Below are 13,243 nucleotides of genomic sequence, written 5' to 3' on the forward strand. Positions count from 1 at the left end.
GCATGGTAGCTTTTATATCATGATGCAACTTGGTGTTCTGATTTTGATCGGTATCCATCTTGTTTTATACTGGAATGATAAGCAAAAATACTTCTATCCCTTCTTAGTGTGAAATGAAAAATAAATCCCTTGTTTTTGTTGATATTTTTAAATGACTGGGTTAGATGTGTGATTCAGTTTTGTATTGTGAATACAAATCCAGTTGTTGTTCATTTTAAAATTTCTTAAATTACTAATTTAGTTTATTTTTAGTGTGGTCAATAATTTTAGATTTTTTATGTCTCAACTCAATTCGTCATAGATGGCGAATATTTTTTGCAGAGAAAGTTATAATATCCTGTTAAAGAAAAAATTATAAATGAAATACGAATCATTCTATAATATGTTTTTATTTGCAGCAGCTTTAATGCTGCATTAGTCTTTAATGTAAAAAAGATTAAAAATTTAGATCTATCTACTTGTCCATATTTTCAAAATATGCGGTAAACATGGTAACAAAACTGAGTTTTTTTATCAAAATCTTCGAAGATTCATTTAATCATGATTCCTGATAAAATATGCTTTATGCTTAATTGTGGAGAAAAAAGCAGTTTATACTTACCTCGCTATGCTTGCTGGAACAAAGGCCTATCAAATTAGCGTTTACCTGACAAAATAAATATCCACTACCGTACAAAAGGAAAAAGTTTAATGCTATGGAGTTTTTCTCAAAGGAGGTACTTATGCTTAGCAAAGAATTAGAGTTGAGTTTAAACGGTGCTTTTGCCAATGCTCGAGAAAAACGGCACGAGTTTATGAGTGTTGAGCATCTTTTGTTGGCACTATTGGATAATCGTGCCGCTAGGGAAGCGTTACTAGCTTGTCAGGTAAATTTGGAAGTTTTACGTCAAGATTTGGCTTTGTTTATTGATCAAACTACCCCTCTTATTCCCGAGAACGATATGACTAAGGAAACACAACCTACTCTAAGTTTTCAACGGGTTCTGCAAAGGGCTGTATTTCATGTCCAGTCTTCTGGACGTAGTGAAGTTATTGGTTCAAATGTTTTGGTCGCTATTTTTAGTGAGCAAGAATCTCATGCTGCATATTTACTTAAAAAAAATGATATTAGTCGTCTAGATATTGTTAACTTTATTTCTCATAGAATTACTAAATCTTTAGACTCTTTACAAAATGAAAACAATATTGAAGAAGTGAATTCTGAAGAACATTTAGCAAATTTTGCTATTAATTTGAATCAAGTTGCAAAACAAGGTGGTATTGATCCGTTGATTGGTCGTGATAGAGAACTTGAGCGTATCATTCAGATCTTATGTCGTCGTCGTAAAAATAATCCGCTTTTGGTAGGGGAAGCTGGAGTTGGAAAAACGGCAATTGCCGAAGGTTTAGCATGGAGAATCATGGAAGGTCAGGTGCCTGAAGTCATCCAGAATAGTATTATTTACTCTTTAGATATTGGTTCTTTATTAGTTGGTACAAAGTATAGAGGTGATTTTGAAAAGCGCTTTAAAGTGCTTTTAAGACAGCTTGAAAAAGAAGAGAATACCATTTTATTTATTGATGAAATTCATACTATTATTGGTGCTGGTGCTACTTCTGGCGGTCAAGTTGATGCTGCAAATTTGATTAAACCATTATTGGGAAGTGGTAAGCTTCGATGTATTGGTTCAATTACTTACAAAGAGTACAGCAATATCTTTGAAAAAGAACGAGCTTTGTCTCGTCGTTTTCAGAATATCGATATTCTAGAACCTTCTTTAGAGGATTCTATGAAAATTTTAATTGGTTTGAAATCTAAATATGAAGCTTATCATGAGGTTCGCTATACCTATAAAGCTTTGCGTGCTGCTGTAGAGTTATCGGCGAAATATATAAATTTACGTCATTTGCCAGATAAAGCGATTGATGTTATTGATGAAGCTGGTGCACGTAGTCGTTTGCTTCCTGCAAGTCGTCGTAAGAAAACTGTAGGTGTTGCTGATATTGAGGCTATGGTTGCAAAAATTGCTCGTGTTCCAAAGAGGTCGATGTCGTCATCTGATAAGGATATTTTAGAAAAATTAAGTAAAAAGATGAAGATGTCAGTTTTCGGTCAGGATTTTGCGATTGATGTATTGAGTGAAGCGATTAAGTTAACTCGTGCAGGTTTAAAATCAGACAAGAAACCAGTTGGTTCTTTTTTATTCGCAGGTCCTACAGGAGTAGGTAAGACAGAGGTTACTATTCAGCTATCAAAACTATTGGGTATTGAGTTAATACGTTTTGACATGTCGGAATATTCTGAGCGTCATTCTATAAGTCGTCTCATTGGTGCACCTCCTGGGTATATCGGTTACGATCAAGGTGGTTTATTAACTGGTAGGGTAAATAAAAATCCATATTCAGTTGTACTTCTGGATGAAATTGAAAAAGCGCATCCTGATATTTTAAATTTGTTACTTCAGATTATGGATAATGGCACACTCACAGACAATAGTGGTCGTAAAGCAGATTTTCGCAATGTAATTCTAGTAATGACTACTAATATTGGAGTACGAGAAATGGAGAAGAAATCCATAGGTTTAATTCAGCAGGATAACAGCTATGACTTTCTATCTGCAATTAAGAAGGTTTTTACACCTGAATTTAGAAATCGTTTAGATAATGTTATTTGGTTTAACAGTCTTGATGAAAATATTATCCATCAAGTAGTTGATAAGTTTATAGTAGAATTACAAGCTCAACTGGACGTGCGTGGTGTGTCTTTAGAAGTTTCTTCGGATGCAAGGCATTGGTTAGCAAGGAAAGGTTATGATAAATTGATGGGGGCTCGTCCTATGAGTCGAGTGATTCAAGAGAAACTTAAAAAACCTTTGGCAGACGAACTATTGTTTGGTGCGTTGATTTATGGTGGAGTAGTTAAAGTGTCAGTTAGGGAAAGTGAGCTTAACTTTCAATATTTTAGTGCAAAGGAAAAGGTTGTATATTAAGTCTTAATGGCAAAGGTAGCTGGGTTTAAATTGTTTAGCCTAGTTATTTTATTTTTTGTAGTAAGAGAGATTCTAGATTCATTGTTCAGTTCTAATTCAGTGTTAGCTTTGTTTCAGCTAGATTTAGCTATATTATGGAAAACACCGAAAAATACTTGGCAACTTATGTAGAGAAGTAAGGTATGTTTAGCACGGCTAGAACATAAAGTTAGATTAAAGTAAAAAACGAAGATATGACACCAATTATGCTACCCAAGATTCCTCCCCAAACTACTAGCCAACCAAGATGTTTTTTTATTATAGTCTGGACCATTTTTTTAATTAATTCCGGCGTCAATTCATCTAAGCGCTGATTGATGATTTTTTCGATATTCTCCTTAATTTCGTTTGCCATAGGGAGTTCAAATTGTTTTTTGAGCGTATTTTTCACTTCTAGAGTTTGAGTTATGTCAATCATTGATTTTTGCATTTTTTTGACAAAAGGTTGTTTTAGTGATTGAAGCGTATCCTCTCCAAACATAGCCAGCATGTTTCCGAATGGGGATTCAGAAATTACTTGTATTAGGGAGTCAAAAGTTGGATTAAAGTCAATTTCTTTCAGTATTAGATTCAATTCTAGAGGGATGCTACGAGATTTTCCTTTGTTTAGAAAGCGATCTATATTTTCGGTAGTAAAGAATTGTTCCATCATCAAGTCTTTAATTGATGCTTTGAATCCTTCAAATTGAGCTGGAATGATACCAGATCCGTAAAGTCCAGGAACTTTTTCAAACAGCATATGGACGGCTAATGAGTTGGTGATTGCACCGGAGAAAGCAAAAAGACCAGCATTTAAAAAAAACTGATTGTTCAAGTAGTAACCTACCATCAGCACCATTAAAGCGAGAATATTGGTAAGTAAGCTTTTGTTCATAATTGTGATAGAATCGCAGGGGAAAATGCAGTCATTCTAAAAGATTTTTTCTTTTTAAGAAAGACCTATATTCAGCGATCTTAGGTTATAGTTATCCATAGCAATAATTTCAAAAATTAATAGACTTTTAGTAAATTAATAAGATCAATGCTGAATCACAGACTGGGGAATCAATCATTTGTTAAAATTAAAGCAGTTTTTATTTTGGCAAATCAAAAAATTATGACAGAAAGAGTCGTTGTTTCGATTTCCTCTATTCACGGTACTCGATATTTTCATTTTGATAAGTGGTTTCACCGTTTTCTAAAGGGTTTTGGTTATTTTTTTGTGTTTGGAGTCTTAACAATAGTTGGTGTGATTTATTATTTGTTAGACGAGGTTGATTTCGCTAAATTAAAACAGCAGGAACTTGAAAGTAAATCAACGTCTTTAAGGGAAGAGGTCGCTTCTCTTCGGGAACTTAAATTTACTTTAGAAAATGATTTAATTGAACGTGAAGAAAAAATAAATTTGGTTTCATATAGGCTTAGTGATTTAGAAAAAGTGTTGGGTATGAACGATAGCGAAGGTGAACTAGAGTCGCGTCTTAACACTGCAGCGATCACGTCATCAGTCAGAATGATGATGTTAAATCAGATACCAAGTGGTTTTCCTGTACGTAATGCACGGATTTCTTCAGGATATGGTAGGCGAAAGCACCCAATCACAGGAAAGACTAGTGTTCATCGTGGTCAAGATTTTGCGGTAAATATTGGAACACCAGTTTATGCATCAGCTGACGGAGTAGTTGAAGTTATTCGTTCTAGCGGTAAAGGGTCTGGAAATTTTTTGCGTCTACAGCACAATTATGGATTTTGTAGTTCCTATTCTCACTTGCAAAGGTTCAAGGTAAAGAACGGTGACTTTGTTCAGAAAGGTGATTTGATCGCTTATTCTGGAAATAGTGGTTTATCATCTGGTCCTCACTTGCATTATGAGATTCGTTTTATTGGGCGATCGTTAGATCCAATTCCTTTTGTTGATTGGACTATTAATAATTTTGAGAGTATATTTGATAAAGTAAGAGGTATTCGATGGGAATCTTTAGTAAACAAAGTCGAGCTCAGAGTCAGCAGTCAACTTCAACTCTCATCGCAAAGGGTTGTGCAATTAGCGGCGAGCTCAGGCTAAAAAGTGATATGCAAGTTGATGGAACTGTAGAAGGACAGGTGCACGTTGATAAAACATTAATTATTAGCGAAGCCGGATTTGTTAATGGTGAAATTTTTGCGGAACGAGTAATTGTTAACGGTTCTTTCGAAGGAACCTGTCGTGCTACAAGGATAGAAATTCTTAATCAAGGTAGTGTCCATGGAACGATCTACAGTGATAACTTGAGTATTGAGCCAGGTGGTAAATTTAATGGTGTAACTGACTCGAATTCTGAGCAGAAGGAGAGCGGTGGTGTTAGTAAAGCGCTCTACAACGATAACTTAATCGGTGGTCAGTTTGATGATGTAACTGACTCGAATAAACAGCAGATCGTTGAGCTTACTGATGCAAAAAAGAAATTAAGTTAAGGGTTGGTTTTTTCACTTTAAAGTAGTTTAAGTTAATCGACTCTTAATTTAGCCAGAGATTAGAGCAGTCGTTGGTGTGTTTTATTTTTCTTATCTTTGGCCTTGATATTTATTTTGGTTATCCCCATTTGGCACGGGCAGAGCCTCAATAATTAGCAAATGCTTTTTAAATTAGTATTTTTTTAGGTATCCTTAAACTGTAGATATTATGGAGTTAACATGAGCGAAACGGCGACGATAAACAAAGAAACGCGTGGGTTTCAATCGGAAGTCAAACAGTTACTTCACTTGATGATCAATTCTCTTTATTCAAACAAAGAGATTTTTCTTCGTGAATTAATTTCTAATGCTTCGGATGCGTCTGATAAGTTGCGTTTTCAAGCACTTTCAAATCCAGATCTTTACCAAGGTGATGTTGATCTTGGTGTTAGGTTATCATTTGATGAAACAACTAGTACTCTAACAGTTTCAGATAACGGTATCGGTATGAGCCGTGATGACGTAATCGAACATTTAGGTACAATTGCTAAATCAGGGACCGCTGAATTCTTCTCTAAGCTTTCAGCAGAGCAAAGTAAAGATTCACAGCTTATTGGTCAGTTTGGTGTAGGTTTTTACTCGGCATTCATTGTTGCTAAAGCAGTAACTGTTCGCACTCGTTCTGCTCTTTCATCTAGCTCTGGCGTCCAGTGGCATTCTTTAGGAGAAGGGGAATATACTATTGAGGATGTTAACAAGAAATCGCGAGGTACAGACATTATACTTCATATGCGTGAAGAAGGCAAAGAGTTCCTCAATGAATGGCGTTTGCGTGAAGTTATCGGGAAATATTCCGATCATATTGGTATTCCAGTTTTTGTTATGACAAAGGTAAAGGATGAAAAAGGTAAGGAGACAGAGGAAACTAAGTGGGAGCAGATAAATAAAGCCAAAGCGCTTTGGACTCGGAATAAGTCAGATCTGAAAGCAGAAGAATATCAAGAATTTTATAAGCATGTATCTCATGATTTCGCTGATCCTTTGATTTGGAGTCACAACCGTGTTGAAGGCAAAAATGATTATATCAGCTTACTTTATATTCCAGCCAAAGCTCCATGGGATATGATGAACCGTGATCGTAAATCTGGTTTAAAATTGTATGTGCAACGCGTTTTTATTATGGATGACGCTGATCAATTGTTGCCGTCATATTTGCGCTTTGTTCGCGGTCTCGTGGATTCAAATGATCTACCGCTTAACGTCTCTCGGGAAATTTTGCAAGATAATAAGGTGACCCAATCTTTGCGTAGCGCGTGTACTAAGCGCGTATTATCGATGCTAGAGAATTTAGCTAAAAGTAATACAGAAAAATACCAAATTTTTTGGAAAGAATTTGGTCTTGTCATGAAAGAAGGCCCCGCAGAAGATTTTGCGAATAAAGAGAAAATTTCAGGATTACTTCGCTTTACTTCGACACAAGTGGATTCTTCTGATCAAACAGTAAGTTTATCTGCTTATATCGAGCGTATGAAAGAAGATCAAGAGAAAATTTATTATTTGACAGCAGATAGCTACGCGGCAGCTAAAAATAGTCCTCACTTAGAGCAATTTTATGCAAAAGGTATTGAAGTTATTCTTATGGTTGATCGTATTGATGAATGGCTTATGAACTACCTAACTGAGTTTAATGGGAAAAAATTTCAGTCTATTACAAAGGCAGGGCTAGATCTGAGTAAATTTGAGGATAAAGAAAAAGAGGAGAAACAAAAAGAGACTGAAGAAGAATTCAGATCCGTAATTGATCGTACTAAAGAGTATTTGGGTGATCGAGTTAAGGAAGTGCGTACAACGTTTAAGTTACTGACGACGCCTGCTGTAGTCGTAACTGATGACTTTGAAATGGGTACCCAAATGGCTAAGCTTTTAGAAGCTTCTGGTCAGGATGTACCAAAAGTGAAGTATATTTTTGAAATTAATCCAAAAAATGAATTAGTCAAACGTATGGCTGACGAAGCTGATGAAGAAGTGTTCGGTCGTTGGGTTGAGGTTTTATTTGGCCAAGCAATGTTGACTGAACGTGGTTCTGTAGAGGATCCGTCTCAATTTTTAAGTGCCATTAATAAACTTTTAGCTGAGGTTGAGTAGTTTTAAAGAGCTCGTATAAGTGCGGGCTTTTTCTTCGGTTTATGATTTAGATAGTTGTTGTAGCGTTTTTTTTGACTATGCTATGTTTTGTTCTTGTAAGTTCAGATGTTCTTCATTTGATAATTGGACTGCTGTTAAATCTTAATTTTGATACTGACATGAGTTCAGTGTAGATTTAGGTTTTTACTTAAAGAGGGTCGAATATGCACATAATTCTCTTAGGTTCTCCAGGTTCAGGAAAGGGTACACAGGCTAAATTTATTATGGAGAAGTATTGTATCCCACAAATTTCTACCGGCGATATGTTGCGTTTTTCCATTAAGGCAGATACTGAGCTCGGTAAGCAAGCTAAACTTATGATTGATACCGGTCAATTGGTTTCTGATAAAATCATTCTAGGTTTAATTAGAGAACGCATTCTACAAGAAGATTGCCGAAGAGGCTTTTTATTAGATGGTTTTCCTCGGACTGTTTTTCAAGCTCGTGCTCTAAAAAGGATGGGTGTGCGTATAGACTGTGTCATTGAATTTGATGTTGCCGATGATGTAGTTATTAAACGAATTACTGGGCGTCGTATACATCTTGCTTCTGGTCGTACTTATCATACAATGTACAACTTACCTAAAGTGCTCTGGAAAGATGATATGACAGGAGAGGATTTGGCTGTTCGTGATGATGATAGAGAAGAGATTGTTCGTACTCGTTTAGATGTATACCATGCTCAAACAGCTCCGCTAATTTCCTATTATCATAAAGAAGTTGAGAAAGGTAAGACAAAATACTTTAGGTTAGATGGTAGTAAAGAAGTAACTGAAGTAAGTGAAGATGTTGAAAGAGTTCTATCGTAGGTTTGATTTTTTTAAAAAAATCCTTGCTATCATCGTTAAGATTTTATCTTCAAAGTTTTAGCTAGAATTATGGGTAATATAACACATCATAACAAACGACAAGGTGTTCTGTTAGTTAATCTTGGAACACCCAATAAAGCGACAGTTCTTGGAGTAAAGAAGTTTTTAGGTGAGTTTTTACGAGATAAAAGGGTTGTAGATGTGACTCCTTGGTTATGGTTTCCATTTTTATATGCTGTGTTATTACCTATTAGAGCAAAGAAAATAGCTAAGTTATATCAAAATATTTGGATGGAGAAAGGTTCGCCTTTGATGGTCTATTCTCAGAGTCAGGTCAATCAATTAAGAAAAAGACTAAAACTACCAGTAGAATTAGGAATGACCTATGGTTCACCAAGCCTAAAATCTGGGATAGAGAAATTAATGTTAAAAAACGTTGAAGATATTATTATTTTACCTCTTTATCCTCAATATTCAAGAACAACAACAGCTGCAGTTATGGATGCTTTATCAAGGGTATTTAAACAGATACCTGTGATACCGTCGTGTAGATTCATCTCTGGTTATCATGATCATACCTTGTATGTTCAAGCGCTTGTTGCAAGTGTTAAACAATTCTGGAAAAAAAATAATAGAGGTGATTATTTACTATGTTCTTACCATGGTATTCCGGAGAGCTATGCGGTTAACGGAGATATTTATCCTAAACTATGTAAAAAAACAACGAGTCTACTTGCTCGAGAATTAGGATTAAATTCCAGACAAATTGGGATATCGTATCAATCTCGTTTGGGTAGAGGAGAATGGTTAAAACCTTATACCGATAAAATGCTGAAGGAACTTTATAACAACGGAATTAAAAAGATCGATGTCCTTACACCTGGTTTTGCATCTGATTGCTTAGAAACTTTGGAGGAAGTTTCTAAGCAATATAAGAAAATTTATATAGAAGCTGGTGGTGTTCAATTCAATTTCATACCTTGTTTGAACGATTCAAGTTTACATATTGAAATGATGATGGCACTCGTCACGGAAAAATGAGCTTAAACCGTATTTTCCTTGATTTTCGATGATAATGTCCATTCATTGTTATCTGTATTTATCTCTTTGGTTACTTATTTTTTTCGGATTCTTTAGTCTTAGCGATTATAGTTTCGGCAATGCTTGTAGGACATGCTGAATAATGGCTGAACTCCATTGAGAATTGACCACGGCCAGAGGTCATTGTACGAAGGTGGCCAATATATCCAAACATTTCCGATAAAGGCACATCGGCTTTAACGCGTACAGTACTCCCAGCCTGTTGATCTTTGATCGCACCACGACGACGATTCAGATCACCAATTACATCGCCAACATGATTCTCCGGAGTAAATACATCAACATGCATAATTGGTTCGAGAAGCTGCGCGCCTGCTTTAGGCATAGATTGACGGAATGCGTTTTTTGATGCGATCTCAAAGGCAATAGTTGATGAATCAACTGAGTGGAAACTACCGTCAAATAGTTCAATTTCAACGTCTAATACAGGGAAACCGGCGAGAATACCGTTGTGCATCATAGATGCGAAGCCTTTTTCTACTGCAGGCCAAAATTCTTTGGGTATGTTACCACCAACAACCGTTGAAGAGAAGGTGAAACCAGAGTTTGCTTGACCTGGTTTAATGCGGTAATCTATTTTAGCAAACTGGCCAGAACCACCAGATTGTTTTTTATGTGTATAGCTATCTTCAACGATCTTCGTGATGGTTTCACGATAAGCCACCTGTGGAGCACCAACGATTAAGTCTACACCGTAGGTACGCTTGAGAATATCAATTTTGATGTCTAGGTGGAGTTCACCCATACCTTTGAGTATAGTTTCTCCTGTATCTTTATCAGTTTCAACTTGAAAAGATGGATCTTCTGAAATCATTTTGCCGATCGCAATACTCATTCTTTCAGAGCCACCTTTATTCTTTGGAGATACAGCGATCGAAATTACAGGAATTGGAAAGATCATTGGTTCAAGCATGCAATGATTTTTAACGTCGCACAACGTGTGACCAGTTTGAACATTTTTCATACCGATAATTGCAATAATATCACCAGCTTGCGCAGTGATTAATTCATTGCGTTCATCTGCTTGCATTTCAACCATACGGCCAATACGTTCAGTTTTGTTTGTCGCGGAATTAAGAATAGTATCACCCTTTCTCATTCGACCAGAGTAGATGCGAAGGAAAGTCAGAGCACCAAAACGATCATCCATAATCTTAAATGCTAGAGCACGTAGTGGCTCATCAGGAGAGACTGTAGCCACTTCGCCGGTTGCTTCACCAGTGTCTGGATCTATTAACGGTTGTGGATCTACTTCTGTTGGGGCAGGTAGATAATCAACAATTGCATCAAGAACTAGTTGCATACCTTTGTTTTTAAACGCGGATCCACAAAATGTTGGGAAGAATTGCAGATTACGAGTACCCTTACGGATACAAAGCTTTATTTCTTCGATGGAAGGTTCTATACCTTCCATATAGGTTTCCATCAAATTGTCATCCTGTTCTATGGCAGTTTCAACCAATTCCTCTCGATAAGTTTCAACATCATCCAGCATATTAGCTGGAATATCTTGAATTGTATAATTTTCAGGAAGATCAGTACTATCCCAAACGTATGCTTTTCGGTTAAGTATATCTACTACACCTATGAACTCATCTTCACAACCAATTGGAAGGGTCATAATGAGAGGATTTGCATTGAGAACGGTCTTTATTTGTTTAATAACACTTAGAAAATCAGCACCCATACGATCTAGTTTATTGACAAAAATGAGACGAGCTACTTCTGATTCGTTAGCGTAACGCCAATTGGTTTCTGATTGAGGTTCTACACCACCAGAGGCGCAAAATACACCAAGGCCACCGTCAAGCACTTTGAGTGAACGGTATACCTCCACTGTAAAATCAACATGCCCAGGAGTATCGATAATATTTAGACGATGGGTATTCCAGAAACAGCTTACAGCTGCGGATTGAATAGTGATACCACGTTCAGCTTCCTGTTCCATAAAATCAGTTGTTGATTCTCCATCGTGAACTTCGCCTGTTTTATGGATCTGACCAGTCAATTTTAGGATACGCTCAGTAGTGGTTGTTTTACCTGCGTCAACGTGTGCGAAGATACCAATGTTTCTGTATTTTGATAAATCTACCATTATCTATTACTCTGTTTATATAGGATACAAAACCGCGTGCGGAGTATATCATAATTCGTTATATCCAACAGACTTTTACTTATTAAAAAGGAAAAAAATATATTAGGTAGTATGTTGGATATTAAAATTCATATAAAACGACTTAGTTTTGGAATGTTTGCAAGATTTATCTAACTCATATGTCATAATTCTTCAAATATTTTTATTGCTTCAGATAACTTTCTAACACCATAAATTTGTATTCCATCAGTATGATTTTTTGTGATGTTGGAAGTTGGAACAATTGCTTTTTTGAATCCATGTTTGAATGCTTCTACTAAACGTTCCTGTCCATTAGGGACTGGACGTATTTCTCCTGATAAACCAACTTCACCAAATACTACAACATCCTTAGGTAATGCTTGATTTCTGAAGCTAGAAAGTAATGCTATGGATAAAGCCAGATCTGCGCTAGTTTCCATGACTTTTACACCACCAACTACATTAACAAATATATCTTGATTAGCCATTTTGAGATTACAATGCTTATGTAGTATGGCTAACAATAATGACAATCTGTTTTGTTCTAAACCGACTACAATACGTCTTGGATTGATTGATTGTGAATCATCAACTAAAGCTTGAATTTCAACAAGAAGTGGACGGGTACCTTCCCATAATACCATGACTGAGCTACCTGCTGTTTCTTCTGTGTCTCCTGATAAAAAGATTGCAGAAGGATTAGTCACCTCTTTTAGACCTTGTTTTGTCATAGCAAAAATTCCAAGTTCGTTGACTGCACCAAAGCGGTTTTTATAACTACGAAGTGTTCTAAATCGATTATTCATTTTAGAATCTAGCAATATAGAACAATCTACGATATGCTCAAGAACTTTCGGACCAGCTAAGGTTCCGTCTTTAGTAACATGTCCTACAATAAATACTGTGATATCGTTTTGCTTTGCATAACGAGTTAATATCGTAGCTGATTCACGAACTTGAGCTATACTGCCTGGTGGGGAATGGAGGCCACTAGTACACATAACTTGAATAGAGTCAATAACCATAATACATGATTTCTCTTTAGTGGAAATTTGGCAAATTTTAGAAATATTGGTTTCAGACAGTATTTGGATGTGCTTTGTAGGAAGTTCTAAGCGTAATGCACGCATCGCGATTTGTTGAAGGGATTCTTCTCCGGTAACATATAAGATGGGTACTGTTTTCGATAACAAACACATCGTTTGCAGCAGTAAAGTAGATTTACCTGCACCAGGGTTGCCACCAATTAAGATAGCGGAACCTGGAACGATTCCACCACCTAAAACTCTATCTAATTCTTTGGAACCACTTTTAAAACGCGGTGCTTTTTTCAGATTAATTTCGGATAGCGTTCGTGCTCTATTTTCAAGTTTGAATCTAGTGTAACCTGATAATTCTCTATCTTTTTTTTCAAAAATAGTTGGTGTGACTGATGTGATTTTAGACACAGTGTTCCATGTATTGCAAGAACTACATTGTCCGTGCCAACGTAGGAAATTTGTATTGCAATTACTACATATGTATGTAAATTTCGTTTTTGTCATTTCATTTTTCTTTTATTTATATCATGTGTATATGCAGTATAATTTTTGTACATTTCGGATGAAGATCTG

The 13,243-nt window shown here is 36.1% G+C and carries 9 protein-coding genes; 6 read left to right on the forward strand and 3 right to left on the reverse strand.

Going from position 1 to position 13,243, the window contains the following annotated elements:
* Window positions 1-722: 722 nt before the first annotated feature.
* The gene (gene clpA / locus CF67_RS03245) at window positions 723-2,969 is read left to right on the forward strand and encodes an ATP-dependent Clp protease ATP-binding subunit ClpA (RefSeq protein WP_034414379.1); all 2,247 of its coding nucleotides are present in this window, start codon (window positions 723-725) and stop codon (window positions 2,967-2,969) included.
* 208 nt (window positions 2,970-3,177) lie between these two features.
* Here clpA and CF67_RS03250 read toward each other — a convergent pair whose 3' ends face one another.
* Window positions 3,178-3,882: a DUF445 domain-containing protein gene (locus CF67_RS03250; protein WP_034414381.1), complete on the reverse strand. Its 705-nt coding sequence runs from the start codon at window positions 3,880-3,882 to the stop codon at window positions 3,178-3,180.
* Window positions 3,883-4,104: 222 nt separating this feature from the next.
* Between CF67_RS03250 and CF67_RS03255 the strand changes: the two genes are divergently transcribed.
* The 5 genes from CF67_RS03255 (at window position 4,105) to hemH (ending at window position 9,454) form a co-directional block, all read left to right on the forward strand.
* The gene (locus CF67_RS03255; protein ID WP_034414718.1) at window positions 4,105-5,052 is read left to right on the forward strand and encodes a M23 family metallopeptidase; all 948 of its coding nucleotides are present in this window, start codon (window positions 4,105-4,107) and stop codon (window positions 5,050-5,052) included.
* A gap of 8 nt (window positions 5,053-5,060) precedes the next feature.
* Window positions 5,061-5,441 carry a bactofilin family protein gene (locus CF67_RS03260; RefSeq protein WP_242633205.1) on the forward strand — a complete coding sequence of 127 codons (381 nt, stop codon included), beginning with the start codon at window positions 5,061-5,063 and terminating at the stop codon, window positions 5,439-5,441.
* 219 nt (window positions 5,442-5,660) lie between these two features.
* On the forward strand, window positions 5,661-7,565 hold the full coding sequence (htpG, locus tag CF67_RS03265) for a molecular chaperone HtpG (protein WP_034414384.1): 1,905 nt from the start codon (window positions 5,661-5,663) through the stop codon (window positions 7,563-7,565).
* Window positions 7,566-7,768: 203 nt separating this feature from the next.
* Window positions 7,769-8,413: an adenylate kinase gene (gene adk, locus CF67_RS03270; protein ID WP_034414387.1), complete on the forward strand. Its 645-nt coding sequence runs from the start codon at window positions 7,769-7,771 to the stop codon at window positions 8,411-8,413.
* A 69-nt stretch (window positions 8,414-8,482) separates the two neighbouring features.
* Window positions 8,483-9,454 carry a ferrochelatase gene (hemH, locus tag CF67_RS03275; protein WP_034414390.1) on the forward strand — a complete coding sequence of 324 codons (972 nt, stop codon included), beginning with the start codon at window positions 8,483-8,485 and terminating at the stop codon, window positions 9,452-9,454.
* Between the two features lie 70 nt (window positions 9,455-9,524).
* On the opposite strand, the gene fusA is transcribed toward hemH, so the two are convergent.
* Window positions 9,525-11,609, reverse strand: coding sequence for an elongation factor G (gene fusA, locus CF67_RS03280; protein WP_034414392.1), 2,085 nt, complete (start codon window positions 11,607-11,609; stop codon window positions 9,525-9,527).
* Between the two features lie 182 nt (window positions 11,610-11,791).
* Window positions 11,792-13,174 carry a DNA repair protein RadA gene (gene radA, locus CF67_RS03285; RefSeq protein WP_034414395.1) on the reverse strand — a complete coding sequence of 461 codons (1,383 nt, stop codon included), beginning with the start codon at window positions 13,172-13,174 and terminating at the stop codon, window positions 11,792-11,794.
* Window positions 13,175-13,243: the final 69 nt, after the last annotated feature.

This window comes from Candidatus Photodesmus blepharonis, assembly GCF_000731795.2.
In the GTDB taxonomy this organism is placed as follows: domain Bacteria; phylum Pseudomonadota; class Gammaproteobacteria; order Enterobacterales; family Vibrionaceae; genus Vibrio; species Vibrio blepharonis.

What these genes read in the sequence shown, in the direction of transcription:
- CF67_RS03255 (WP_034414718.1), top strand. Translation starts at nt 4,105, where the DNA reads ATGACAGAAAGAGTCGTTGTTTCGATTTCCTCTATTCACGGTACTCGA.
- CF67_RS03260 (WP_242633205.1), top strand. Translation starts at nt 5,061, where the DNA reads ATGCAAGTTGATGGAACTGTAGAAGGACAGGTGCACGTTGATAAAACA.
- radA (WP_034414395.1), bottom strand. Translation starts at nt 13,174, where the DNA reads ATGACAAAAACGAAATTTACATACATATGTAGTAATTGCAATACAAAT.
- clpA (WP_034414379.1), top strand. Translation starts at nt 723, where the DNA reads ATGCTTAGCAAAGAATTAGAGTTGAGTTTAAACGGTGCTTTTGCCAAT.
- hemH (WP_034414390.1), top strand. Translation starts at nt 8,483, where the DNA reads ATGGGTAATATAACACATCATAACAAACGACAAGGTGTTCTGTTAGTT.
- htpG (WP_034414384.1), top strand. Translation starts at nt 5,661, where the DNA reads ATGAGCGAAACGGCGACGATAAACAAAGAAACGCGTGGGTTTCAATCG.
- adk (WP_034414387.1), top strand. Translation starts at nt 7,769, where the DNA reads ATGCACATAATTCTCTTAGGTTCTCCAGGTTCAGGAAAGGGTACACAG.
- CF67_RS03250 (WP_034414381.1), bottom strand. Translation starts at nt 3,882, where the DNA reads ATGAACAAAAGCTTACTTACCAATATTCTCGCTTTAATGGTGCTGATG.
- fusA (WP_034414392.1), bottom strand. Translation starts at nt 11,609, where the DNA reads ATGGTAGATTTATCAAAATACAGAAACATTGGTATCTTCGCACACGTT.